The organism is Lacisediminimonas sp., from assembly GCF_030645335.1.
Classification (GTDB): Bacteria; Pseudomonadota; Gammaproteobacteria; order Burkholderiales; family Burkholderiaceae_D; genus Lacisediminimonas.
This window is the reverse complement of record NZ_JAUSNH010000064.1, coordinates 25,043-48,955: the sequence shown is the minus strand read 5'-3', so window position 1 is coordinate 48,955 and position 23,913 is coordinate 25,043. Positions and strand designations below refer to the sequence as shown.

The window sequence follows — 23,913 nt, the reverse complement described above, 5'->3', positions numbered from 1 at the left end:
GCCTGCTCGACATGGGCATCGAGCCCTTCCTGTTGTCGTCATCGCTGCTGGGCGTGGTGGCGCAGCGGCTGGTGCGCAAGCTGTGCCCGGCATGCCGCCGCCACGACGGTCGCATGTGGGTCGCGGTGGGCTGTGACAAATGCGGCCAGACCGGCTACCAGGGCCGCGTTGGCGTCTACGAATTGCTGCTCACTACCGACGAGATCCGCGCCCGGATACATGATCGCGCATCCGAAGCCGATATCCGCGCGATTGCCCAGCGCGATGGCATGCGCACGATGCGCGAGGATGGTGAGCGCTGGCTGGCGGACGGCACCACCACCGAAGCCGAGCTGTTGCGGGTGACCAAGGAATAGCCGCGCAGCAGCAGACCAGGGCAGCACCGCAATACCGCAGCAAGACCATCCGGTAACGGGTAACAAGGCAACCAGCGAGGACCATTTGCCAGCATTTCGCTACGAAGCAATCGACGCCGGCGGCGCCACCAAAAAAGGCGTCGTCAATGCCGACAGCGCCCGCGCCGCGCGCACCGACCTGCGCGGGCGCGGCCTGGTGCCGCTGGTGGTGGACGCCATCACCGGCCAGGTGGATGACGCCGGCAATGTGCGCGCGCGCGGTTTCGGCGACAAGTTGTCGACCAATGAGTTATCGCTGTTCACGCGCCAGCTCGCCAGCCTGCTGGAAGCCAGCCTGCCGCTGGAGCAGGCATTTTCAGCCTTGCTGGAACAGGCCGAGCGTGCCTACGTGCGCGACCTGGTGGCATCGATCAGGTCGGAAGTGATGGGTGGCTCGTCCTTGTCGGATGCGCTGGCGCAGCATCCGCGCGACTTCGCCGATATTTACCGCGCGCTGGTGGCGTCCGGCGAGCAGATCGGCCAGCTGGCGCACGTGCTGACGCGGCTGGCGGACTATATCGAGCGCCGCAATGCGCTGGTCGCCAAGGTGCGGCTGGCCTTTACCTATCCGGCCATCGTGACGATTGTCGCGTTTGCTATCGTGGTTTTCCTGCTGGCCTATGTGGTGCCGCAGATCGTATCGGTGTTTGCCAATACCAAACAGCAACTGCCGTTCCTGACGGTGGTGATGCTGGCGATTTCCGACTTCGTGCGCGATTATGGCTGGCTGGTATTCCTGCTGGTGGTCGCGCTGGTGTTTGCGTGGCGCTGGGCGCTGCGCGATCCGGCCATCAAGATGCGCTGGCATCGCTGGCTGCTGACGGCACCCATGGTCGGCAAGTTCGAGCGCAGCCTGAATACGGCGCGCTTCGCCAGCACGCTGGCGATCACCACCGGCTCCGGCGTGCCGATACTGCGTGCGCTGCAGACCAGCCGCGATACCCTCAACAATGTCGCCATGCGGCAACAGGTTGAAGACGCCACCAACAGCGTGCGCGAAGGCGTCGGGCTGGCGCGCGCACTGTCGGCGCACAAGCATTTTCCACCGATGCTGATCCACATGATCCGTGCCGGCGAAGTCACCGGCGAACTGCCGGCAATGCTGGAACGCGCTGCCGCCGCGCAGGAAACAGACCTGGAGCGGCGGGCAATGACGATTGCCGGCTTGCTGGAGCCGATCCTGATCCTGGTCATGGGTGTGGTGGTGCTGCTGATCGTGCTCGCGGTGCTGATGCCGATTATTGAAATCAACCAACTGGTACGCTGATGGCGACAATAGCAATGAAGCGCTGGCCTTACCTGACGAGTTTCGTGCTGTTCGTGGCCGTGTGCGCCTCGCTGGCCTACTGGGGCATGCAATTGTTCAAGCCACCCTTGCGCGCGGTTGCCGCACCGCCGGCGACGCAGGCCAGCGCGCCCGGCATCGATGCCGCCGCTGCGCTGTTTGGCGGGCGCGGCGGCGCGCTGGCAAACGCCGGCAATTACCAGCTAAAGGGCCTGGTGCTGGCCAGTTCGCTCAAGGACAGTGTCGTGATCCTGTCGGCAAACGGCAAGCCGGCGCAAGCCTACCGTGCCAGCAAGGACATCGCGCCTGGCGTGTCGGTCAAGGAAGTGCATCCAGGATATATCGTACTGTCGGAAAACGGCGCCTTGCGCCGGGTCGAGTTGCCGGCGGAGCTCAAGAGCAACGCCGGCGGTGCTGCGCTGCCGGCGATGAGTAGTTCCATGCCGCCGCCACGCACCATGCCGACCGCGCCGCCCGCGGCTGCAACAGGGTCGGCAGCCAGTGGCCAGGCGGGAGTGGCGCCGGCGCAGCAGCCGACCGTCGTCACGGGTGCGCCAGGCCAATCCGGGCCGACAGCGACCTCTGCCCAGCAGCCCACGCCACCGGCGCCGCCATCCGGCGCCGCTGCCGGGACCGGCATTGCCGCACCGACGCCGGTCCAGCCCGGCATGCCGCAAGCGATTCCTTCGCAGTAAGCGCCTGCTTCTGGCGTGCGCCGGTCAGTCGCCTTCGCGCACCAGCTTTGCCAGCTTGCGCGCTTGCTGCTGGCGCAGCGCCGAGGTGCTTTTGCGGTGCGCGCCGGCTTTTTTCTGGCGTGCGGCCAGGGCAAACGGATTGCGCGGCGGCATCGCCAGCGCGCGGCCGCTGGCGATGTGTTCCTTCTTGTGCCGCGAGCGCGATTTGCCTGACATTGCGTCCCCCGCTTGCTTACAGCACGTAACGCGACAAGTCGTCGTTGACCGCCAGTTCGCCCAGCTTGCTGTCGACATAAGCAGCGTCGATCGAAATCTCGCTGCCTGAATGGCTGCTGGCTTCGTAGGAGATTTCTTCCAGCAGCTTTTCCATGACCGTGTACAGGCGGCGGGCGCCGATGTTTTCGGTTTTTTCATTGACCGAGCAGGCAATTTCCGCCAGCCGCCGGATGCCGTCCGGCTGGTAGGACAGCTTGACGTTTTCAGTGGCGAGCAATGCTTCGTACTGGGTCGTCAGGCAGGCGTCGGTGCTGGTCAGGATGCGTTCGAAGTCGGCAATCGACAGCGTGTCGAGCTCGACCCGGATCGGGAAGCGCCCCTGCAATTCCGGTATCAGGTCCGACGGCCGCGACAAATGGAATGCGCCCGACGCGATGAACAGGATATGGTCGGTGCGCACCATGCCGTACTTGGTGTTGACGGTCGTGCCTTCCACCAGGGGCAGCAAGTCGCGCTGCACGCCGGCGCGCGACACGTCAGCGCCGCCGACTTCGGAACGGTTGGTGATCTTGTCGATTTCGTCCAGGAAGACGATGCCGTTCTGCTCGACATTATGGATCGCGGTGCGCTTCAACTCATCTTCGTTGACCATGCGCGCAGCTTCTTCGTCGACCAGCACCTTCAGCGCCTCGCGGATGGCCATCTTGCGCGGCTTCTTGCGCGGGGCGCCCATGCCGGAAAACATCGACTTGATCTGCTCGGTCATTTCTTCCATGCCGGGCGGGGCCATGATTTCCATTTGCGGCGCGGCTTCGGCGACGTCGATCTCGACTTCCTTGTCATCGAGTGCACCTTCGCGCAGGCGCTTGCGGAATGTTTGCCGGGTCGGCGACTCGTCCTTTTCCGGCGCGGCGCCCGTGCTGCCAAAGCCGAAATCGCGCGCCGGCGGCACCAGGATATCGAGGATGCGCTCTTCGGCGGCGTCCCGGGCCCGCTCGCGAACCTTCTGCACTTCCTGCTCGCGGGTCTGCTTGATGCCGATGTCGAGCAGGTCGCGCACGATGGTGTCGACATCGCGGCCGACATAACCGACTTCCGTGAATTTGGTGGCTTCGATCTTGATGAAAGGCGCATCCGCCAGTTTGGCCAGGCGGCGCGCGATTTCTGTCTTGCCCACGCCGGTGGGGCCGATCATCAGGATGTTCTTGGGCGTGATTTCATGGCGCAGCGGCTCACCGACCTGCTGCCGGCGCCAGCGGTTGCGCAGCGCAATGGCCACGGCGCGCTTGGCGCGCGACTGGCCGACGACATGCTTGTCGAGTTCGGCGACGATCTCTTGCGGAGTCATGTTCATGGTTTTGCCTATTCCAGCGTTTCGATCGTATGCGACTGGTTGGTGTAAATGCACAACTGGCCGGCGATGGTCAGTGATTTCTTGACGATCTCCAGCGGCGACAATTCGGTGTTCTCCTGCAGCGCCTTGGCGGCGGACTGGGCGTAGGTGCCGCCCGAGCCAATTGCGCCGATGCCGTCTTCCGGCTCCAGCACGTCGCCATTGCCGGTGATGACCAGCGTGGAATCCCGGTCTGCCACCAGCAGCATGGCCTCCAGGCGGCGCAACATGCGGTCGGTACGCCAATCCTTGGCCAGCTCTACCGAGGCGCGCATCAGGTTGCCCTGGTGCTTTTCAAGCTTGCCTTCGAAGCGTTCGATCAATGTGAAAGCGTCGGCCGTGCCACCGGCAAATCCGGCCAGTACCTTGCCCTGGTACAGCTTGCGCACCTTGCGTGCGGTTCCTTTCATCACGGTATTGCCCAGCGTAACCTGGCCGTCGCCGCCCAGGGCAACCAGGTTGCCGCGGCGCACAGACAATATCGTGGTGCCGTGAAATTGTTCCATTGCATCCCTTTTGGAGTTCGGCTGGCTGATCCAGCATAGCGACCAGGTTTGTTGCACGTCAGCCAATATCGCGCAACGCGTTTGGTCGACGCAGGAAAAAAATATGGGGATGCAGCGAGGGATTGCAAGCGTGGACGGCCGAGCCGCCCGGGCCTTATCCTTTACGCACGACGATCCGTGCGATGTCCTTCAAGCCGATCACATCGAACAGCGCCGCCACCAGGTGGTTGACTTCGATGAATTCAATCACCCGGCCTTCGGCCACGATCGGCGCCAGGCTCGACAGCAACTCGCCGGCCGCATTGAAGTCGATGCGCTGCAACCGGGCGCAATCGACCAGGGCCGGATCGTGGGAATTGGCAAACGCAGCCACGCCGCTGATCAATTGTTCGGTCTTGCCTTCTATGATGGCGGGCAATACATAAGTCAGCGCGGCCGGGTTTTCCGCGCCGGCTTCGGCGGTGGTCACCTTGTTCCTTGGCGCCTGGAAAGCGGGTGGCGAGACTTCGAATGTCACGCAGTAATCGATGCTGGCCTCCTCGAACTCGCGCTCGGCGTTGAGCAGGCGAAGGATTTCCAGCAGCAGCAACCAGGGCGCTTCGGTCTCATCGCGGCGGCCGACTTGCAGTATCTTGCGGATTTTTTCAGCCAGTTCGCGCGCGCCCACCAGCACCAGGTCGCGCTCGGTTGCCTGCAGTCTTTTCAGGATGCGCAGCAGCAGACCGCAGCCGATCGGATCGACTTCGAGCACGCGGGCGAATTCAAGCCGCAAGGTGGGGCTGGTTTCAGCCAGCTTTTGCACCCGCTCCAGCAAGCGGATGATGTTGCCGTCGAGTTTGCCCACGAAGGCAACCGACGGTACGGCGCCGGCGCCGGCCACCCCTTGTTTGTCCGGCGCTGGCGCTGCCTGCTCGTCGTTGCTGCGCCATGACGGCGGGGAGGTTTCAAACAGGCTCGCATAATCGATGGACAAGGCGTCGAAGTCGCGCTGGCGGCCAGTGAACTGATAGAGGTCGAACAACATCAGCCACGCTTTGGAAACCTGCTCGCCCATCATGTTGCCGTCAATCGCCGCGCGCAGTACCTGTTCGGTCATGGCTCCCTGATTGCTGGCGTACAGGATCGCTGCTTCTTCAATGACCTGCGCAGCCTCGGTGCCGATGATCACGATGTCGGTGTTCTTGCCTTGCGGGCCGAGCAGGAATTCGGTGCTCATGCCGATGCTGGGCAAGGTTGACTCGAATGAGTGTTGCGGGCCGGGGCGGGTGTGGAGATTACTGGCTTGCGCAGCCTTGCTGGCAAGCTGCGCCTCGGCGGAAGGGCCCGGACGGGTATGGCCGGCTTGCAGACGCGTCGCCGAAAACTCGGACGACATTTCGGACTCGATGGCGTCGATCTTTTTTGCGGTGGCATTGGCGACGGCGGGGTCGCGCCGTTGCGCCCGTACCGGTGCAGCAGGATCCGGTTTGGCAACAGGCGTCACCGGCGCCCTGGCGCCGGCCGCAGACGTGTCTGCCGGTGCTTTTTTTTCCGCCGGGGCGGGTTTGTTGTCCTTCTTTCCAAAAAGACCGAATAAGGCCACGCTATACCTGTCAGTAAAAAAACCGGATTCCAAGCGACAGATTATAGCTTCTGCGCCGCGCGGCCAACAAAGCTAAAGCCCAGCCCCGTTTAATTGGGGCCAGTGTCGCTATTTCATGACGTTTTTCGCACGAATAACCATTAGCAAATCAAAAACGCGTACGCAAACCGATGATGATGCTGCGGCCAGCTTGCGGAGCCGCATCCTTGAGCAAGGAGGTGGCCAGCCGGATGTCTTCGTCAAGCAGGTTGCGGCCCAACAGGAATGCCGTCCAGGGCTGTTGGCCGATGCGGTGGGTATAGGCCAGGCTGGCGTCGAGCCGGGTATGGCCGGGGGTGGCGCTGGTTTCGAACGAGGCCAGCCGTTGCTGGGCCAGCGCGCGCAGGATCGACACGCCGCCTTGCCAGGGTCCCTGCCGGTAAGCGGCTTCAAGGCCGACGCGGGAGGCTGGCTGCAGGGGCAGGTTGCCGGCATTGGTGAAACGTCCGCGCGAAGTGTCGGCAAATCCGCGCAGCGACAGCCCCGGTCCGTTGGCGTTGTAGCTGGCTTCCAGTTCGGCGCCGTGCAGCGTGGCAGGCGCCTGGCTGGAGATGCGTTCATTCAGGTCGCCGCCGGGCAAGCCATCCGGGTCGAGCTGTCGTCCGGTCAGCGCGCCATAGATGAAATTGTCGATCCGGGTGTGGAACAGGTTTGCCTTCCAGCGGACCAGTCCGCTGCTCTTTTGCAGCGACAGCTCCAGCGCGCGGGAGGTTTCCGCTTGCAGGTTGGCCTGCCCGCGGTCGAAGGTTTCGGTGGCGTGGTGCGGACCGTTCGAATACAGTTCTTCGATGCCGGGCGCGCGTTGGGTGCGGGTCAGCGTCGCGCCGACGCCGTAGCCGGGAGCCACTGTCCACAATGCGCCTCCCGACAAAGAGCCGAGCTGGAAGCTGCGTGGCGCCAGTGTTGCGGGACGGCGCTCGACCGACTCCAGTCGCGCACCGGCGCTGAGTTTGAGCGCGCCGAAGTCCCTTTCCTCGGCAATGAAGGCCGCCAGCATGCTGGAGCGGGTCGGCTCGATGGTGCCGGGTGCGCCGGTACTGGCACTGCGCGCAGCAAAGCTGCCGTCTTCAGTCTGCAAGCCAAAACGGCCGCGCCATCCGGCGATTGGCCGGTGCTGCCAGTCCAGGCGCGACTCCCAGGCGCGATTGCTGAAATTGGTCTCCGGCACCCTAGCAACGTCGAACTCGGTGTGACGGTAGTCGGTATAGCCCAGCCGCAGCTGGAAGCTTTCGAATGCCGGCGACGGATTGCGCCACAGCGTGTCGAAGTCGATGCGCTGCTGCTCCAGCTCGATATTGGCGCCTTCCGGGGTCGGCACGCCATAATGGTTGGCCAGGCTGGTGACGGAGAGGCCGGCATGGCCCCAGTCGCCGATATAGGCGCCGCCGGCGCCGAGCGATTGCTGGCGGCTGTAAGTCTGTGGCAGCCGGTCCTGGGCCGATGCCGGATCGTTGCGGATGCGGTAGCCCGGAATCCGGTAGTCGCCGGCGTTCAGCGCGCTGGCGTCGACATGCAAGCCGATCTTGCCGGCCGCGCCGTCCACCGAGACCGAGCCATTGCTGCTGCTGTCCACCGACCCCAGCCGCAGTTCGGCTTCGCCGCCGGGACGGGCCGGCAGCTCAGTCGGGATGCGGTCATTGATCACGTTGACCGTGCCCCCGATGACGCCCGAGCCGTAGAGCAGCGTGCGCGGGCCGCGCACGATCTCCACCTGGCGCGAATTACTGGTGGAAACACCCACTGCATGGTCTTGCGAGAGCGTCGACACATCCATCACGGACATGCCGTTCTGCAGGATCTTGACCCGCGATCCGTCGAGTCCGCGGATGATCGGGCGCGCGGCCGCAGCGCCAAAACCGGAGGTGGCGACGCCGGCTTCGTTGCCCAGCGTTTCGCCTAACGAGCTGCCCATCCGGTTGCGCAGCTCGTCGCCCGTCAGGATGCGGTCTGGCGACCAGGTCTCGGTTTGCGGACCGCTGTCGCCCGGCTGCGCGGTGACCTGGACTTCCGGCAGCGTTTGGACGCTGCGGCCGTCGCTCTGGGCGAATGCATGGTGTGTGCAGGCGTGGCCAAGCAGGATGGCCAGCGTAACTTTTTTAGTCGTGTTCATGGAGTTCCGGATTGTTCTGATCAAGGCCGCGCGCCGGAAATGCGGCACGCGACGACAAACCCCTGCAAGGCAGTGCCGAACAGGGAGAATCGATTCAGGACAAGCGGGAAGGTGGAGCGCGCGACTCGAAGTGGTACCGCGTGACGGCGTCACGCGAGACCGGCAGCGGCCTGCCGGCCGGGAGGCTGGCATTGATGGGCAGCAAGGCGATGAACGCCTTGACATGCACGGCAGCCCCCAGCGTTGCGGCCTCGAAGGACGCGCAGGAATGCTTGCCGTCGAACAGGCTGGTGTCGGCCGGGGAGGAATCCGCCGGCGCCAGTTGCACAATCTGCAGGCCGTGGCTGGCAGGCGCGTTGCCGGCATGCGCCACCGCGTGCAACAGTCCAAGCGACTGGACGAACAGCAGCGCCAGTGTCAGGACACTGGTGAGTATGCATTGCCTGTTCAGTCGGCTGAATCGGTGCATGGTGTGGAGGGCGAAAGCGGGCGGCGGAGACTTTTTACAAAAATACTGACGGCCAATGCGTGCAGGAAGCGCTGGCTACCGGACTGTCCGCGGGAATCAGTCGCCGTACAGCTTTTGCTTGAGTTCGCGCCGTTGCTGCGCTTCCAGCGACAGTGTCGCGGTCGGACGCGCCAGCAGCCGGGGAATGCCGATCGGCTCGCCGGTTTCCTCGCACCAGCCGTAGTCGCCGCTGTCGATCGATGCAATCGATTGCTGCACTTTCTTCAGCAATTTGCGTTCGCGATCACGGGTGCGCAGTTCAAGCGCATGCTCTTCTTCGATGGTTGCGCGGTCGGCGGGGTCGGGCACCAGCACGGTTTCCCGCAGGTGCTCGGTGGTTTCGCCGGCATTCTTCAGCAAATCACGCTCGATTTGTTGCAGGCGCGCCTTGAAAAAGGCGAGCTGGGCCGGATTCATGTATTCCTTCTCGCCCATTTGGAGAAGTTGCGCTTCCGTGAGCAGTGCTCCGTTCGCCGGTGCTGATGTCGATTTGGATGTTTTCGTTGCCACTTCGCTTGATCTCGAGACTACGGGTTTCTGGATTGTATCTGCCGATATGGCAGGGGCTTTGTTACTGCTCAGACTAGACTGCGGATTCTTGCCTGGCTTGCCGGGCTTGGGCGGCGCCGCGACCACGGGCTTGGCGGCCGTTTTTTTGGCTGCCGGCTTGCTGGCAACAGGGGCGGCGGGCGCGACTGCCTTCGACGCGGCCAGGGCGGTGCTGCCGCGCGGCTTCGCGCTGGTCGCCTTGACGGCGGGTACTGACGCGGTTTTTGCCTTGCTTGCCGCTTTTTTTGCGGCCGGCTTCTTTACAGCTCGTGTTACGGTTGCGTTCATTCGACCTCCGATGAACTGCCCGGCATGCGTCATAAGCTGCGCGGCGAAACGGCGCGTCGCAGCGACTGTCCCTGAAAAACGAGGCTAGTTTATACCAGACATTGTTCAAGACCAGTAATAAACGTCTCGCGCGGCAGGTTCTTGCCGATGAACACCATTTTGCTGCCACGCTCGTCAGCGTCGGTCCACAGGCCGCCGATATCGGTTCCCATGATCTGGTGCACGCCCTGGAAAATCACCTTGCGGTCGGCCCCGTCCATCAGCAAAACGCCTTTATAGCGCAACATCCGCGGCCCGTAAACTTGAATGAGCCCGCCCAGGAATTCGTCCAGCCGGGCGCTATCGAACGGCCGCTTGCTCTTGAAGACGAAGGCGGCAATATCGTCCAGGTGATGGGCATGATGATGCGAGGGGTCGGTGCAGGTGGCGCCGTCGTGCTCGTGATCATGCTCGTGCTCGTGGGCATGCTGGTGTTCATGGTCGTGGCCGGCTTCCTGCATGAAGGCGGGGTCGATTTCCAGCTTGTCGTTGAGGTTGAAGCCGCGCAGGTCCAGCACTTCATTGAGCGGCACCTGGCCGAAATCGGCGGTGATGATCGGCGCACGCGGATTGATGCGCTGTAGCCGCTGCCGCAGTTGCGCTACGTCTTCGGGAGTGACCAGGTCGGTCTTCGACAGCAGCAAGCGGTCCGCGAATCCGGCCTGGCGGCGCGCTTCTTCATGGTCGTCGAGTTGCTGCATGCCGTGGCGCGCGTCGACCACGGTGACGATGGCGTCGAGCAGGTAATGGGTGCCGACTTCTTCATCGACAAAAAAGGTCTGCGCCACCGGGCCAGGGTTGGCCAGCCCGGTGGTTTCGATGATCACGCGGTCGAAATGCAGTTCGCCGGCGTTGCGCTTGCGGGCCAGTTCGGACAGCGCCAGGATCAGGTCGCCGCGCACCGTGCAGCAGATGCAGCCATTGTTCATCTCGACAATATGCTCGTTGCTTTCCTGCACCAGGATTTCATTGTCGATGTTTTCTTCGCCAAACTCGTTTTCGATGACCGCAATGCGCAGGCCGTGCGGCTCGTGCAGTATGCGGTTGAGCAGCGTGGTCTTGCCGGCGCCGAGAAAGCCGGTGAGGATGGTTGCAGGTATCAGGGCCATGGGGTTCGGATGTGGAATGTGGTGTGCAAGGTCGTGTGCAAAGCGGTGCGCAAGGCAGCGTCTTGCTTTGCCGCCGTGTCAGGCCGGTCCGCTGCGTTTTTTTGCGCGCGGATGGGCGGCGTCGTACACCGTGGCCAGCCGCTGGAAGTCGAGCGAAGTATATACCTGGGTTGACGCGATCGAGGCGTGTCCAAGCATTTCCTGGACTGCGCGCAAGTCGCCCGACGACTGCAGCACATGCGAGGCGAACGAGTGGCGCATCACGTGCGGATGGACATTGGCCGGTATGCCAAGCGCCAGTCCATGGGCCTTGATCCGCTTTTGCACCAGTTGCGGCCGGATGCGCCGGCCGCGGCTGTTCAGGAACAGCGCGCACTGGTGTTCCGGGTCGGCAGTCGCTGCCGGCGCCGGCCGCGCCAGGATCCAGGCCCGCAGCGCCTGGCTGGCGTGTGTGCCGACCGGCACCGTGCGCATCTTGTTGCCCTTGCCGGTCACGGTGACCTCGGCGAGCTGGTCATCCAGCCAGCCGAGCGAGCGGTAGCCGCCTTGCTGGGCATAGCGCAGGTCCAGTCCGGCCAGTTCGGACACGCGCAGGCCGCTGGAATACAGCAGCTCGAACATGGCGCGGTTGCAGACTTGCTGGGCGTCTGTCGGATCGCGACCGGGCGTGGACTGCCCCACCAGCCGGATGGCGTCGTCCGGCGACAGGGCCTTGGGCAGCGATTTTGCGCGGCGCGGCGCCTTGACGCCATCGACCGGATTGCGCTCCAGTGCACGTCCCTGCTCTGCCAGCCAGCCGAAAAAGCCGCGCCATGCCGACAGCTTGCGGGCAATCGAGCGCGGCGACAGGCCCTGCGCATGCAGTTGCGAGGCCAGCTTGCGGATCTGGAAATGGGTGACCTGCTCCGGTCCCGGACTGGTGCCGGAAGCGGCGGCGAAGCCGGCCAGCGTGAGCAGGTCGCCGCCGTAGCTCGATAGCGTATGCGGCGATAGCTTGCGCTGGGTGCGCAGTGCTTCCAGGTAATTGTTGATGTCGCTGTTGAACGTCATGCCTGGACGACGCGGCTGGATCGAACTCAGGCCAGCAGTGGCGACAGCGCAGCCGCCGCGGTGCGCCCGATGCGGGACAGGAAGTCGGTTGCCATGTCGGCCGTGAAACGCGCGCTGTCTGGCGAGCCGAGCACCAACAGGCCGAAGGCCGGGCTGTCGGCGCTGGTGCGCAGCGGCAGCAGCGCCACGGAATCGACCTGGCCGGCGTCTTCCAGCAGGCGCGCTGCTTCCAGGTCGTTGTTGGGGCCGCAGAACGGCATATGCAGGCTGTTGGCGAACAGCCGGGTGTCGGCCGATACGTCTTCTGCGTACCAGGTATGGGCATACGGCTGCGCCACGTCCCACAGGCGCAGCGTGGCATGCGGCACCTTGAAAATGGTCCTGATACCGTCCACCAGGATATGCGGCAGGTCGACATCGTTGCGCGCCGTCAGCAGTGCGCAGGTCCAGTCCTGGAAATGCTCGTTGAGCGCATCGTTGCTTTCGCCGACCCGATACAGGTCGGCCAGGCGCATTTCCAGCGCCTTGACCTTTTCCCGCAGCACGTCCATCTGCCGGTCCTGCAGCGACAGCGTGCGGCCGCCGAGCGGACTCGACAGGCGCAGCCCGGCCAGCAGTGGCGCATGCTCATCAAAAAATTGCGGATGGCTGGCGAGGTAGGCGGCAACGGCGGCGGCGTCGAGTTCAACTGTCATGAGATTTCCCGGTTCTGGATGGCGCGAAGCCGCAGCGCGGCTTTTTGTTGACGCCATGAAATACGTGACGGATTTTAACCGACCTGCGGCGCCGGCCCAATGTCGATTTCCCCGTCGAACACGGAGACCGCAGGCCCGGTCATCATCACCGGCGATGCGCCGCCGGCCCAGGCGATGGACAGGACGCCGCCACGGGTCTGGACCCGTACCGGCGACTGCAGCAGGCCGCGCCGCACGCCCGCCACCACGGCGGCGCAAGCGCCGGTGCCGCAGGAAAGCGTCTCGCCCGCGCCGCGCTCGAAGACGCGCAAGCGGATGGTGTGGGCATCGACTACCTGCATGAAGCCGGCATTGACGCGATTGGGAAAGCGCGCGTGATGTTCGATCAGGGGGCCTTCTGTTGCGACCGCGGCGGCATCGACATCGGGCACCACTTGCACCGCGTGCGGGTTGCCCATCGACACCACCGAAAACGCAATCGTGCGCGCACCGATTTCCAGCGGCCACAGGCGGTCGCTGCCTTGCGCCGCCGCTTGCAGGCCGCTGGCGTCGAAGGGCACCAGCGCCGGCTCCAGCACCGGCGCGCCCATGTTGACGGTGATGCCGCCGCCGGCCTCCAGCGTCAGGGCAATCGTGCCGGCCATGGTCTCGACCAGGATCGAGCGCTTGTCGGTCAGGCCCTTGTCGGTGACGAACTTGACGAAGGCGCGCGCGCCATTGCCGCACTGTTCCACTTCGCCGCCGTCGGCGTTGTAGATGCGATAACGGAAATCGACATCCGGCCGCTGCGCCCGTTCGACCACCAGTATCTGGTCGGCGCCAATGCCGAAGCGGCGCTCGGCCAGCCGCCGCCATTGCGCAGCGTCGAGCGCGACTTGCTGGCTGATGGCGTCGATGACGATGAAATCATTGCCGGCGCCGTGCATCTTGGTGAACTTCAGTTTCATGGCTTCATTATATTGGGGCGCGGCCTGCCCGGTGCGCGGCGACGGGATTTTAGCGCTTGCCGTTTGGGTAATAAATGTCCGGATCGCCCTCGGGCCGTGTCTTGAAGCGCTTGTGCGCCCAAAAATATTCGGACGGCGACTCCAGTGCGCGCTCCTCGATGAAGGCGTTCATCCGGGCCGTGGCGGCAATCACGTCCGGGCCCGGATAGTTTTCCCACGGCGGGTAAAAGCGCACCCGCCAGCCGCTGTAATCGGGCAGGAACGTGGCGACCACCGGGATCACTTTCGCGCCGGTGGCGCCGGCGATGCGCGCCGGTGCAGTCAATGTCGCCGCCGGTATGCCGAAAAAAGGCACGAAGGCGGATTCGCGCCGGCCGAAATCCATGTCGGGCAGCATGAAGAACGGCAGCCCCTCGCGCATGGCGCGGATGATCGGCTTGACGCCCTCTGCGCGCGACACCAGAGTGATCGGACGGAAACGCATGCGGCCGCGGCGCAGCGCGCGATCGAACACCTTGCTGCGCTGGCGGGTGTAGATCGAGCACAGCGGGCTTTCCAGCATGACGGCGACACCGGCCACATCCAGGCAAACGAAATGCGGGCACAGCAGTATCGTCGGGCCGGACTGTATCGCTGCCAGCGGAAAGGCGGGATCGACATGGATCAGCTGGCGCAGCCGCGATTCTGGCGCCCACCACAGGATGGCGCGCTCCAGCACGCTGCGGGCATAGTTCTGGAAATGTTCGCGGGCGATCTGCTTGCGTTGCGCCGCGCTGAGCTGCGGCATGCAAAGCGACAGGTTGACCAGCGTGATGTGGCGGCGCGCGCGCGCCAGTTGGAACAGCAGCGTGCCGACCAGCTTGCCGATGCGCCCGAGCACCGGCAAGGGCAGCCAGTGCAGCAGCCACATCAGGGCCAGCAGCAATCTCATGCGGCGTCCCCTGGCGGCGCTTTGTCGTCGCCGTCGCTGCCCGGAACACTGGCGCCGGCCGGTGACTTGTAGCGGTTGTAACTCCAGAAGTACTGCGCCGGGCACTGGGCGATCAGTCCTTCCATCGCGGCATTGATGGTGGCGGCCTGCTCTGCCGGCGTGGCGCCGAACGGTCCCTCATGACGAAAGAATCGGACCAGGTACCCGCGCCCATGCGGCAGGCGCTCTGCCCATGTAATGATGACATCGCAGCCGGTCATTTGCTGCAGCCGTCCCGGCAGCGTCATCGTGTAGGCATCCTTGCCGAAGAAGGGCGCCCACACGCCCTCGCCCTGTTGCGGCACCTGGTCCGGCAACAGGCCGACCGGACCGCCCGCCCTGAGCGAGCGCAGCAGCATGCGCACGCCGGACATCGAAGCCGGCGCCAGCGCCAGCCGCGCCCTTGCCCGTGCCTGTTCGACCAGCGGGCGCAATGCTTTCTTGCGCGGCGGCCGGTACATCACGATGACGGGTACATAGGTCGATACGGCCTGCGGGATGATTTCAAAGCAGCCCAGGTGCGGGGTCAGGAACAGCGCGCCGCGCCCGGAATCAATCGACGCACGGGCCACTTCCCAGTTTTCCATCGTGACCTTGGCCAGCACCTGTTCCGGCGGCGCGCACCACAGGAAGGGCAGCTCCATGACGCTTTTGCCGGCCTCGCGGATGGCGGCTGCCCGGTGGCTGGCATGCCCGGCGCGGGCGATATTTTCATTGAGCCGCCGGCGGTAGCCTGGCGACAGCGCATAGGCCGCGCGGCCTAACAGGGCGCCCGTGGCGTGCAGGACCGGCAGGGGTAGTTTCGACAAGGCGCGAAACAGGAGGAGCAGCATTGAAGAAGACCGTTTTGCTGTTTTTCGCAAGAGGCGTAAAATAGCACGAATGGTGTACCCGCCGAGTTAACAGACAACTTGCGAGGCGGTATATAAATTTCGCTAAAGCGTCGCAAGCTCACCAGGCAAGTTGGCTGCGACAGTCCTAACCGCAACAACTTTTATAGTGAGAACTTGCATGGCACGCGAATACCTCTTTACCTCCGAGTCGGTCTCCGAAGGCCACCCCGACAAAGTCGCCGACCAGATCTCCGACGCCATCCTGGACGCCATCCTGGCCCAGGACCCCAAGGCGCGGGTCGCCGCTGAAACCCTGTGCAATACCGGCCTGGTGGTCCTGGCCGGCGAGATCACCACGCATGCGGTGGTCGATTACATCGGCGTTGCGCGCGACACGCTCAAGCGCATTGGCTATGACAACGCCGACTTCGGCATCGACTACAAATCCTGCGCGGTGCTGGTCGCCTATGACAAGCAGTCACCCGATATCGCCCAGGGCGTCGACGAAGGCCGTGGCATCGACCTCGATCAAGGCGCGGGCGACCAGGGCCTGATGTTCGGCTATGCCTGCAGCGAGACTGCCGAACTGATGCCCGCCGCCATTCACTATGCGCACCGGATTGTCGAGCGCCAGTCGCAACTGCGCAAGGATGGCCGCCTGCCTTGGCTGCGTCCGGACGCAAAATCCCAGGTCACGCTGAAGTATGTCGACGGCCGTCCGGTCGGGATCGACACCATCGTGCTGTCGACCCAGCATGCGCCCGAGATGGAGCACAAGGCGATTGAAGAAGCCGTGATCGAAGAGATCATCAAGCCGGTCGTGCCGCGGGAATGGCTTAATGGCACCCGCTACCTGGTCAATCCGACCGGGCGTTTCGTCATCGGCGGACCGCAGGGCGATTGCGGCCTGACCGGCCGCAAGATCATTGTCGATACCTACGGCGGTGCCGCTCCCCACGGCGGTGGCGCATTCTCCGGCAAGGATCCCTCCAAGGTCGATCGTTCGGCAGCCTATGCCGGCCGCTACGTGGCCAAGAATATCGTTGCCGCCGGCCTGGCTGAGCGTTGCCAGATCCAGATTTCCTACGCCATCGGGATTGCGCGGCCGACCTCGGTCATGGTGACCACCTTCGGCACCGGCAAGATCAGCGACGAGCGCATCGAGGAACTGGTGCGCGAACATTTCGACCTGCGTCCGAAGGGCATCGTCCAGATGCTCGACCTGTTGCGTCCGATCTACACCAAGTCGGCCGCCTACGGGCATTTCGGTCGCGAAGAGCCGGAGTTTTACTGGGAGCGTACCGACAAGGCTGCCGCGCTGGCTGCCAGCGCAGGCCTCTGACAGGCGGGGCCGGCTTGACGCCCGGCGTGCTCAACCGGTGGCACGGCCTGGCGGCAGGCCTGCTGGGCGTCTTGCTGTTGCTGCAACAAGGGGCGCACGCCGTTGCCGCCCCTTTTTCTTTGGCCGCGCCCAACGCGGCTGTTCCACGTCCTGCCTCTTCCGCGTCATCTTCATCGCCGCGCCATGATCTGTCGCGCTGGTGCGAGCGGGTCAGCCCACGCCTGCCGCGCATCGATCGCAAGCAATGCGTCCGTAGCGGCCTGGCGCCAACCGGCGCATGGTCGGTCAGGCGGGTTCCCATCCTGAGCCGCCGCATCGCGGCCGACAAGGGCGCGCGCAATCCGCTGCGCATCTTGCTGGTCGGCGGCATCCACGGCGATGAACTGACCTCGTCGGCCGTCGTGTTCGAGTGGATGCAGATGCAGGCCGCCGCGCCGCGCCAGGAATTCAACTGGCACATCGTGCCGGTATTGAATCCGGATGGCTTGCTGGCCCGCAAGCCCACGCGGGTAAATGCCAGCGGCGTCGACCTGAACCGGAATTTTGCGACACCGGGCTGGCACAAGGAAGCGCCGGCATGGTGGGTGCAAAAGACCCGCCGCGACCCGCGCCGCTTTCCCGGCCGCGCCGCCTTGTCCGAGCCCGAGACCCGCTGGCTGCACCAGGAAATCGAGCGCTTCCGCCCCGACCTGGTGGTGTCGGTGCATGCGCCATTCGGCGTGCTGGATTTCGACGGACCGGCGCCGCCGCCGGAGCGCTTTGGCAACTTGCGCATCGACCGCGTCGGTGTGTACCCGGGCTCGCTGGGCAACTACGGCGGACTCCACAAGAAAATTCCGGTCGTCACGATCGAATTGCCCAATGCGCGCGCGATGCCAAGCGCGCACGAATCGCGGCGCATCTGGGATGACATGCAACGCTGGATAGCAATCAATCTCGCGGCCCGTCCGCTGCCTGCGCTGGCCACCGACGAGGCCGTGCAATTGCGTCGCTAGGGCGCGCGCCGGGGCTTGTCATTTCGTCTGCTGTCATAGCGACAATCGTGTTGTAAATAGCGCGTCCACTGCAACTATTCCCCACCGCAAAAACCGGAACTGCTAGAGTTTCGCTGGAACAAGCTTGCCAGTGGAACATGCGCACCCGCCCCCTCATTTTGTTGTCCCTGATTACTGTCCTCGCGCTTGGCGCCGGATGCAGCAGTGCGGGCGACGGTGCGCGCGAGCCGGCGGCAGGGCCGCAACTGATCGTCAAATTCAGGTCCGGCACGCTGGCCTGTGACGACGCCGGCATTGCCCGCTTGTCAGCCCAGGCCGGCGTGCGCTTGCGCTTGATCCGGCCGATGTCCGGCGACGCCTGCGTGATCCGCTTGCAAGATGCCGCCGACAGCGCGGCCACCGCCGCTGCGCTGGCGGCAATTCGTGGCTTGCCACCAGTTCAATACGCGGAGCCGGACGCTCCCATGCGCGCCAGTTAGCCAATGCACAAGTCGCGGCCAGCAGCACAGCCCCCGACTCCCTTCCCCAGCAAGAAAGCATCCAAAATAATGAAAGTACGACAAGCCCTGCTGGCGCTTGCCGCCGGCCTGTGCGCGGCCGTGCCGGTACAGGCTGGCCTCAGCATCGCCCCGGCGCCTGCCCATGCTGTTGCCGCAGCCCCTGCCGCTGCCGCGCCAGCCAATGCCGCCGCCGGCCAGGAGCTGGTGTATTCATTGATCATCAAGCCAAGCCGCCGTCGCGGCGGCAAGCTCGACGCCGCACTCAAGGCGTCCGATGCCGGCGCGCTGGAGCATGCAGCGCGGGTGCGACTGCGGGTGGCGCGCCGCATGTCCGGCGGCAGTCACGTGATACGCCTGCCGCACGCCATGACCTTGCCCGAAGCGCGCGCCATCGCCGCGCGCCTGATGCAGGAAGACAGCATCGCGCTGGCGGAACCGGACCGCATCATGCGGCCCGCAACGCTGACGCCGGACGACCCGTCCTACGGCTCGATGCAATGGAACCTGATGGCGCCTGCCGGCCTGAACCGGGGCGGCGCAAATTTGCCCGAGGCCTGGGGTGTCACGACCGGCAATCCGCTGGTCACGGTCGCGGTGCTCGATACCGGCTATCTGCAGCATGCCGACCTCGCGGGCGCACTGCCGGGTTATGACTTCCTGGGTGCGAGTTCGTACATGAACGGCGTGACCGTTGGCAACGGCGACGGCGACGGCCGCGACAGCGACGCCGGCGACCCCGGCACGGCCAGCGCGGCCGGCGAATGCGGCGATGGCGGGCCTGCCTACCGCTCCAGCTGGCACGGCGCGCATGTGGCCGGCATCATTGCCGCCACCATGAACAATGGCCGTGGCGGCGTTGGCGTCGCGCCCACCGCGCGCTTGCTGCCGGTGCGGGTGCTGGGCAGGTGCGGCGGGCCCACTTCCGACATCGTCGACGGCATGCGCTGGGCAGCAGGCGTTTATTCCATTCCGGGAGTCGGACCCAATCCGAACCCGGCACGGGTGCTCAACATGAGCCTGGGCAGCAGCGGCAACTGCTCCGCCGTATTCCAGAGTGCCGTGACCGATGTCGTCAATGCCGGCAAGCTGGTGGTGGTGGCGGCCGGCAACAATGGCGCAGGCGTGGGCCAGCCGGCCAACTGCAGCGGCGCCATTGCGGTCACCGCGCACGCCGTGGATGGCGACCTGGCCGACTACGCCAATATCGGCAGCCAGGTCACGATCAGCGCGCCCGGCGGCGGCTGCGGCCGCCGCGCCAGCGCCTGCCTGAGCACCTATTCCGAAAATGGCGCGGGGATATTTTCATTGTCCAATCGCGGCACGGGTTCGCCGCAGCCGAGCCCGGCCGGCGACAGTTATGCGCTGATGACCGGCACCAGCATGGCCGCGCCGCACGTGACCGGTGTGATCGCGCTGATGTTGTCGGTCGATCCGGCCCTGACCCGCTCGCAACTGGTGTCCTACCTGCGGGCGTCGGCGCGCCCGTTCCCGGCTGCCAGCACTTGTGCGCAGGCCGGCTATGCGGGCAGCTGCGGCGCTGGCTTGCTGGATGCGGCAGCGGCCTTGTCGATCATCGCGCCCAATATCGCCGTCAGCAGCAATTTGCTGGTGGTGCCGCCGCACACCTATGTGCCGCTGGTGGCCAGCGTGACGGCGCCGGCGGGACGCAGCATCGTCTCCACCATCTGGGCCGCATTGCCGGGCAATCCGGCCACGGTCACGATCGACAATGCCGCCAGCGTGAATGCGGGCTTCAATGCGCCGCAGACAGGATCATACGGATTCATCCTGACCGCGCTCGACAGCGCCGGCAAGACCGCCAGTGAAATCGTGACCGTGCGCGTGAATTCGCCGCCGGTGATTTCTGCGCTCGGCTTGCAACAGGGTACCGCCGGTTCACGCCTGGCGTTCCGGCTGTTCGCGCTGGACAAGGACGGTGACCAGCCGGTATTCCATGCACTGGACCTGCCGCCTGGCGCGACCCTGTCGCCCGATGGCAATTTCGAATGGGACGACAGTTCACCCGGCACCTATTCAATCACTTTCTATGCCAGCGACAATGACGCCACCAGCCGGCCGGATACGGTTGCGCTGAGCGTCACCGGCGGCACGGGCGGCGGCGCAATGGACGCCACGGCACTGCTGGCGCTGGCGCTGCTGGCGGGGGGCCTGCGCCTGTGCCGTACACTGGCCTTGCGGCGGCAATGCGCGCCGCCAGCCTAGGCCCCGTGGCAAATTACCAGGCGGCGGGCAAACGCGTGGACCAAACCGCGGCAGCCAACTGGCGCCTGTGCTGGCTGTTGTGCCTGCTGGCGGTCGGGCTGGCCCTGCTGCCCGATTCCCTGGCGCTGCTGGCGTATGACCGCCAGCACTTGCAGCAAGGGCAATGGTGGCGGCTATTGAGCGCGCACCTGGTGCACCTGAACCGATGGCACCTGCTGATGAACCTGGCCGGCCTGGTGCTGCTGTGCGAATTACTGTGGTCGCGCTTGCCGATGCGGCATGCCCAGGGCTTGCTCTGGGCCAGTGCTGCCAGCGTGTCGGCCGGACTGTGGCTGGCGCTGCCGGCATTGCAGCGCTATGCCGGGCTGTCCGGCGTGCTGCATGGCGTTTGGGCCGGCGCGGCGCTGTTGCTGCTGTGGCGCGCCTGCGGGACTGGCGGGCAGGTGGCCGGTGCGGAGCATGTGCTGACGAGCGGCGGCGCACGCCTGGCCTGGGCGCTGGCCCTGCTGGTGCTGGCTGGCAAGCTGCTGGCCGAATCCGTCGGCATGCTCCATCCTGCAGCGGCCATGATCGGCGGCGTCGTGGTGACGCAATCGCATGCCTGGGGCGCCCTGGGCGGCCTGCTGTATGCCGCTACGGTGGCCGGCATGAGAAAAATCAAGGCCGCCGCGCATCCACCACAGCGGCACGACGCGGGGGGATGACGCGCCGGTCCGCTTTCGTTTAGAATACGCGCTTGCCAAGGAGCGTTGCGACAGGCTTTCTGCCTGCCAGGCTTGGCATGTCATTTCGCAACGGCGCTCACGTCACTTTTTTCTAACGAAAGGAGCGCGTGATGAGCGCCTTAGCACCAACAGCCAGTTCCAAATCCAATTCTTCCGCACCCGACTTCCTGGTCGCCGACCTCAGCCTTGCTGCGTGGGGCCACAAGGAAATCCGCATTGCCGAAACCGAAATGCCAGGCCTGATGGCGATCCGCGACGAGTTCGCCGCCAGCCAGCCGCTCAAGGGCGCACGCATTACCGGTTCGCTGCACATGACGATCCAGACCGCCGTACTGATCCAGACGCTGGAAGCGCTGGGTGCGCTCGTACGCTGGGCTTCATGCAATATTTATTCGACCCAGGACCATGCTGCCGCCGCGATTGCCGACAAGGGCACGCCGGTGTTTGCATTCAAGGGCGAAAACCTCGACGAATACTGGGATTTCACGCACCGCATCTTCTCGTGGCCCAACGGCGAGTACTCCAACATGATCCTCGACGACGGCGGCGACGCCACGCTGCTGCTGCACCTGGGCAGCCGTGCCGAAAAGGATATCTCGGTACTGGACAATCCGGATTCCGAAGAATCGGTCTGCCTGTTCAATGCCATCAAGAAGCAACTGGCGATCGATCCGACCTGGTACTCCGTGCGCCTGGCGCAGATACTCGGCGTGACCGAAGAAACCACCACCGGCGTGCACCGCCTGTACCAGATGCACAAGGAAGGCAAGCTGGCTTTCCCGGCCATCAACGTCAATGATTCGGTCACCAAATCCAAGTTCGACAACCTGTACGGCTGCCGTGAATCGCTGGTGGACGGCATCAAGCGCGCCACCGACGTGATGATCGCCGGCAAGGTCGCCGTGGTCGCCGGTTATGGCGACGTCGGCAAGGGTTCGGCGCAGGCGCTGCGCGCGCTGTCGGCACAGGTATGGGTCACCGAAATCGACCCGATCTGCGCCTTGCAGGCGGCAATGGAAGGCTACCGCGTCGTGACCATGGATTACGCGGCCGAACATGCCGACATTTTCGTCAGCGCCACCGGCAATTACCACGTCATCACGCATGCCCACATGGCGCGCATGAAGGACCAGGCCATCGTGTGCAACATCGGTCACTTCGACAATGAGATCGACGTTGCATCGCTGAAGCAATACACATGGGAAAACATCAAGCCCCAGGTCGACCATGTGATCTTCCCGGACGGCAAGCGCATCATCTTGCTGGCCGAAGGCCGGCTGGTCAACCTCGGTTGCGGCACCGGGCATCCGTCGTACGTGATGAGTTCGTCGTTCGCCAACCAGACCATTGCGCAGATCGAGTTGTTCACCAACATCAGCGCCTATCCGGTCGGCGTCTACACCCTGCCCAAGCATCTGGATGAAAAGGTCGCACGCTTGCAACTGCGCACGCTCAATGCGAAATTGACCGAGCTGACCGACGAGCAGGCCGGTTATATCGGCGTGGCAAAAATGGGTCCGTACAAGCCCGACCACTACCGTTATTGATCGGCTGCTGCGCTGGTTTTGCCCTGGCCAGGCTGGTGCCTGGCCAGGCGCAAGACTGTCGCCGGACCGCTTTTGCAGCACGTTCCAGAACATTCGCAGTACGGGCGCCCGTGACGGGCGCGCGCAACCTGACAAAGGAAGTCCCATGCGTCTCTTGCTCGCCTGGCTGATCAATACGGCCGCCTTGTTCGCTGTGTCCTGGCTGATGAAATCGGTTGAAATCAGCGACTTCCCCACGGCGCTGATCGCTGCGCTGGTGTTGGGTCTGGTCAATACCCTGATCCGGCCGGTGCTGGTATTGCTGACACTGCCGGTCACGGTCATCACTTTGGGACTGTTCATCTTTGTCATCAACGGCCTGATGTTCTGGGCGGTGGCGTCGATGATCACCGGATTTTATGTAGCCGGTTTCTGGGCCGCAATCGGCGGCGCCTTGCTGTACAGCGCCATTTCCTGGGCGCTGTCGGCGCTACTGTTGAAAGAGTGACGCAATGACCCCTTCCAAAAGCTTCAGCATTGAATTTTTCCCGCCCAAGACGCCGGAAGGGACCGACAAGCTGCGCGCCGCGCGCGCCCAGCTGGCCGCATTGAAGCCGGCCTATTTTTCGGTCACCTTCGGCGCCGGTGGCTCGACCCAGTCGGGCACCCGCGACACCGTGCTGGAAATTTGCAGCGAGGGCCATGTAGCCGCGCCGCATATCTCCTGCATTGGCCGCTCGCGCAATGACCTGCGCGAAATCCTTGCGGAATACAAGGCCAACAACATCCGACGCCTGGTGGCGCTGCGCGGCGATTTGCCCAGCGGCTACGGCGAGGCGGCCTCTGGCGAATTCCGTTACGCCAGCGAGCTGATCGCCTTCATCCGCGCCGAGACCGGCGACTGGTTCCATATCGAAGCCGCAGCCTATCCGGAAGTGCATCCGCAAGCGAAATCACCGCAGGACGACCTGCAGAATTTCGTGCGCAAAGTGAGCGCCGGGGCCAATGCCGGCATCACCCAGTATTTCTACAATGCCGATGCCTATTTCCGTTTCGTCGACGATGTGCGCCGCGCCGGTGTCGATGTGCCGATTGCCGCGGGCATCATGCCGATCACCAATTATTCACAGTTGAGCCGCTTCTCGGACATGTGCGGCGCCGAGATACCGCGCTGGATACGGCAGCGGCTGGCCAGTTATGGCGACGATGTTGCGTCGATCCGCGCTTTTGGCATGGATGTCGTGACCGGGCTGTGCGAACGATTGCTGGCCGGCGGCGCGCCGGGCCTGCATTTCTATTCCCTGAACCAGGCCGGTGCGACCACCGAGCTGTGGAAGCGCTTGCGGCTGGCAGAGCAGTAGCAGGGCCAGGACGCAGATCGGCGTTTGGCGCG

At 64.5% G+C, this 23,913-nt stretch carries 24 protein-coding genes, 1 pseudogene and 1 riboswitch; of the genes and pseudogenes, 12 read left to right on the top strand and 13 right to left on the bottom strand.

Features of this window, described 5'->3' with window-relative positions:
• The 3 genes and pseudogenes from Q7T64_RS04975 to Q7T64_RS04965 form a co-directional block, all read left to right on the top strand.
• A pseudogene (locus Q7T64_RS04975) lies at positions 1–356 on the top strand (type II secretion system protein GspE); the annotation flags it as partial.
• Between the two features lie 85 nt (positions 357–441).
• Positions 442–1,662: a type II secretion system inner membrane protein GspF gene (gene gspF / locus Q7T64_RS04970; RefSeq protein WP_304792155.1), complete on the top strand. Its 1,221-nt coding sequence runs from the start codon at positions 442–444 to the stop codon at positions 1,660–1,662.
• On the top strand, positions 1,662–2,375 hold the full coding sequence (locus Q7T64_RS04965) for a type II secretion system protein N (protein WP_304792151.1): 714 nt from the start codon (positions 1,662–1,664) through the stop codon (positions 2,373–2,375). Before gspF ends, Q7T64_RS04965 begins: the two co-directional genes overlap by 1 nt.
• Positions 2,376–2,399: 24 nt before the next feature.
• On the opposite strand, the gene Q7T64_RS04960 is transcribed toward Q7T64_RS04965, so the two are convergent.
• From Q7T64_RS04960 to dksA, 7 genes are all read right to left on the bottom strand, one after another.
• A complete protein-coding gene (locus tag Q7T64_RS04960) occupies positions 2,400–2,591 on the bottom strand; it encodes a hypothetical protein (protein ID WP_304792148.1) in 192 nt (63 codons plus the stop codon).
• A 16-nt stretch (positions 2,592–2,607) separates the two neighbouring features.
• Positions 2,608–3,945, bottom strand: coding sequence for an ATP-dependent protease ATPase subunit HslU (gene hslU, locus Q7T64_RS04955; RefSeq protein WP_304792145.1), 1,338 nt, complete (start codon positions 3,943–3,945; stop codon positions 2,608–2,610).
• Between the two features lie 8 nt (positions 3,946–3,953).
• Complete coding sequence (gene hslV / locus Q7T64_RS04950; RefSeq protein ID WP_304792142.1) at positions 3,954–4,490, bottom strand: ATP-dependent protease subunit HslV; 537 nt, start codon at positions 4,488–4,490, stop codon at positions 3,954–3,956.
• A gap of 154 nt (positions 4,491–4,644) precedes the next feature.
• Complete coding sequence (locus Q7T64_RS04945) at positions 4,645–6,072, bottom strand: hypothetical protein (RefSeq protein ID WP_304792139.1); 1,428 nt, start codon at positions 6,070–6,072, stop codon at positions 4,645–4,647.
• A 148-nt stretch (positions 6,073–6,220) separates the two neighbouring features.
• Complete coding sequence (locus tag Q7T64_RS04940) at positions 6,221–8,221, bottom strand: TonB-dependent receptor (RefSeq protein ID WP_304792136.1); 2,001 nt, start codon at positions 8,219–8,221, stop codon at positions 6,221–6,223.
• Positions 8,222–8,315: 94 nt separating this feature from the next.
• On the bottom strand, positions 8,316–8,690 hold the full coding sequence (locus Q7T64_RS04935) for a hypothetical protein (protein WP_304792132.1): 375 nt from the start codon (positions 8,688–8,690) through the stop codon (positions 8,316–8,318).
• Positions 8,691–8,786: 96 nt separating this feature from the next.
• A complete protein-coding gene (dksA, locus tag Q7T64_RS04930) occupies positions 8,787–9,239 on the bottom strand; it encodes an RNA polymerase-binding protein DksA (RefSeq protein ID WP_370653253.1) in 453 nt (150 codons plus the stop codon).
• Between dksA and Q7T64_RS04925 the strand changes: the two genes are divergently transcribed.
• The gene (locus Q7T64_RS04925; protein WP_304792126.1) at positions 9,184–9,654 is read left to right on the top strand and encodes a hypothetical protein; all 471 of its coding nucleotides are present in this window, start codon (positions 9,184–9,186) and stop codon (positions 9,652–9,654) included. The two genes, dksA and Q7T64_RS04925, sit on opposite strands and share 56 nt — an antisense overlap.
• Before the next feature lies 1 nt (position 9,655).
• Here the strand turns inward: Q7T64_RS04925 and Q7T64_RS04920 are convergent, their stop codons facing one another.
• The 6 genes from Q7T64_RS04920 to Q7T64_RS04895 all read right to left on the bottom strand — a co-directional run bounded on the left by Q7T64_RS04920 (position 9,656) and on the right by Q7T64_RS04895 (position 15,209).
• Positions 9,656–10,714 (bottom strand): GTP-binding protein, encoded by a 1,059-nt coding sequence (locus tag Q7T64_RS04920; RefSeq protein WP_304792123.1) that lies wholly within the window; start codon positions 10,712–10,714, stop codon positions 9,656–9,658.
• A 78-nt stretch (positions 10,715–10,792) separates the two neighbouring features.
• Entirely contained in the window at positions 10,793–11,764 is a 972-nt protein-coding gene (gene xerC / locus Q7T64_RS04915; RefSeq protein ID WP_304792120.1) for a tyrosine recombinase XerC, read from the bottom strand.
• Between the two features lie 26 nt (positions 11,765–11,790).
• Entirely contained in the window at positions 11,791–12,459 is a 669-nt protein-coding gene (locus tag Q7T64_RS04910) for a DUF484 family protein (protein ID WP_304792117.1), read from the bottom strand.
• Positions 12,460–12,533: 74 nt separating this feature from the next.
• Positions 12,534–13,406: a diaminopimelate epimerase gene (dapF, locus tag Q7T64_RS04905; RefSeq protein ID WP_304792113.1), complete on the bottom strand. Its 873-nt coding sequence runs from the start codon at positions 13,404–13,406 to the stop codon at positions 12,534–12,536.
• Positions 13,407–13,455: 49 nt separating this feature from the next.
• Complete coding sequence (locus Q7T64_RS04900; protein WP_304792109.1) at positions 13,456–14,337, bottom strand: lipid A biosynthesis acyltransferase; 882 nt, start codon at positions 14,335–14,337, stop codon at positions 13,456–13,458.
• Positions 14,334–15,209 (bottom strand): lysophospholipid acyltransferase family protein, encoded by an 876-nt coding sequence (locus Q7T64_RS04895; protein ID WP_304792106.1) that lies wholly within the window; start codon positions 15,207–15,209, stop codon positions 14,334–14,336. Before Q7T64_RS04895 ends, Q7T64_RS04900 begins: the two co-directional genes overlap by 4 nt.
• 178 nt (positions 15,210–15,387) lie before the next feature.
• On the opposite strand from Q7T64_RS04895, the gene metK reads away from it, so the two are divergent.
• The 8 genes from metK to metF all read left to right on the top strand — a co-directional run bounded on the left by metK (position 15,388) and on the right by metF (position 23,881).
• Positions 15,388–16,551, top strand: coding sequence for a methionine adenosyltransferase (gene metK / locus Q7T64_RS04890; RefSeq protein WP_304792103.1), 1,164 nt, complete (start codon positions 15,388–15,390; stop codon positions 16,549–16,551).
• A 14-nt stretch (positions 16,552–16,565) separates the two neighbouring features.
• Positions 16,566–17,546, top strand: coding sequence for a M14 family zinc carboxypeptidase (locus Q7T64_RS04885; protein ID WP_304792100.1), 981 nt, complete (start codon positions 16,566–16,568; stop codon positions 17,544–17,546).
• Between the two features lie 161 nt (positions 17,547–17,707).
• Complete coding sequence (locus tag Q7T64_RS04880) at positions 17,708–18,025, top strand: hypothetical protein (RefSeq protein WP_304792097.1); 318 nt, start codon at positions 17,708–17,710, stop codon at positions 18,023–18,025.
• Between the two features lie 69 nt (positions 18,026–18,094).
• On the top strand, positions 18,095–20,269 hold the full coding sequence (locus Q7T64_RS04875) for a S8 family peptidase (RefSeq protein WP_304792094.1): 2,175 nt from the start codon (positions 18,095–18,097) through the stop codon (positions 20,267–20,269).
• Between the two features lie 35 nt (positions 20,270–20,304).
• Positions 20,305–20,973, top strand: a complete 669-nt coding sequence (rrtA, locus tag Q7T64_RS04870) for a rhombosortase (protein ID WP_304792090.1) — start codon at positions 20,305–20,307, stop codon at positions 20,971–20,973.
• 31 nt (positions 20,974–21,004) lie between these two features.
• Positions 21,005–21,079: riboswitch (S-adenosyl-L-homocysteine riboswitch) on the top strand.
• Positions 21,080–21,104: 25 nt separating this feature from the next.
• The gene (gene ahcY / locus Q7T64_RS04865; RefSeq protein WP_304792086.1) at positions 21,105–22,541 is read left to right on the top strand and encodes an adenosylhomocysteinase; all 1,437 of its coding nucleotides are present in this window, start codon (positions 21,105–21,107) and stop codon (positions 22,539–22,541) included.
• Positions 22,542–22,686: 145 nt separating this feature from the next.
• The gene (locus Q7T64_RS04860) at positions 22,687–23,028 is read left to right on the top strand and encodes a phage holin family protein (RefSeq protein ID WP_304792082.1); all 342 of its coding nucleotides are present in this window, start codon (positions 22,687–22,689) and stop codon (positions 23,026–23,028) included.
• Positions 23,029–23,032: 4 nt separating this feature from the next.
• Complete coding sequence (metF, locus tag Q7T64_RS04855; RefSeq protein WP_304792079.1) at positions 23,033–23,881, top strand: methylenetetrahydrofolate reductase [NAD(P)H]; 849 nt, start codon at positions 23,033–23,035, stop codon at positions 23,879–23,881.
• Positions 23,882–23,913: the final 32 nt, after the last annotated feature.

Coding starts and splice junctions, on each gene's coding strand:
- Q7T64_RS04895 (WP_304792106.1), bottom strand. CDS start 15,209: ATGCTGCTCCTCCTGTTTCGCGCCTTGTCGAAACTACCCCTGCCGGTC.
- Q7T64_RS04940 (WP_304792136.1), bottom strand. CDS start 8,221: ATGAACACGACTAAAAAAGTTACGCTGGCCATCCTGCTTGGCCACGCC.
- Q7T64_RS04875 (WP_304792094.1), top strand. CDS start 18,095: ATGAAAGTACGACAAGCCCTGCTGGCGCTTGCCGCCGGCCTGTGCGCG.
- Q7T64_RS04920 (WP_304792123.1), bottom strand. CDS start 10,714: ATGGCCCTGATACCTGCAACCATCCTCACCGGCTTTCTCGGCGCCGGC.
- hslU (WP_304792145.1), bottom strand. CDS start 3,945: ATGAACATGACTCCGCAAGAGATCGTCGCCGAACTCGACAAGCATGTC.
- metK (WP_304792103.1), top strand. CDS start 15,388: ATGGCACGCGAATACCTCTTTACCTCCGAGTCGGTCTCCGAAGGCCAC.
- ahcY (WP_304792086.1), top strand. CDS start 21,105: ATGAGCGCCTTAGCACCAACAGCCAGTTCCAAATCCAATTCTTCCGCA.
- Q7T64_RS04860 (WP_304792082.1), top strand. CDS start 22,687: ATGCGTCTCTTGCTCGCCTGGCTGATCAATACGGCCGCCTTGTTCGCT.
- xerC (WP_304792120.1), bottom strand. CDS start 11,764: ATGACGTTCAACAGCGACATCAACAATTACCTGGAAGCACTGCGCACC.
- Q7T64_RS04910 (WP_304792117.1), bottom strand. CDS start 12,459: ATGACAGTTGAACTCGACGCCGCCGCCGTTGCCGCCTACCTCGCCAGC.
- dapF (WP_304792113.1), bottom strand. CDS start 13,406: ATGAAACTGAAGTTCACCAAGATGCACGGCGCCGGCAATGATTTCATC.
- Q7T64_RS04900 (WP_304792109.1), bottom strand. CDS start 14,337: ATGAGATTGCTGCTGGCCCTGATGTGGCTGCTGCACTGGCTGCCCTTG.
- metF (WP_304792079.1), top strand. CDS start 23,033: ATGACCCCTTCCAAAAGCTTCAGCATTGAATTTTTCCCGCCCAAGACG.
- Q7T64_RS04960 (WP_304792148.1), bottom strand. CDS start 2,591: ATGTCAGGCAAATCGCGCTCGCGGCACAAGAAGGAACACATCGCCAGC.
- Q7T64_RS04935 (WP_304792132.1), bottom strand. CDS start 8,690: ATGCACCGATTCAGCCGACTGAACAGGCAATGCATACTCACCAGTGTC.
- Q7T64_RS04965 (WP_304792151.1), top strand. CDS start 1,662: ATGGCGACAATAGCAATGAAGCGCTGGCCTTACCTGACGAGTTTCGTG.
- hslV (WP_304792142.1), bottom strand. CDS start 4,490: ATGGAACAATTTCACGGCACCACGATATTGTCTGTGCGCCGCGGCAAC.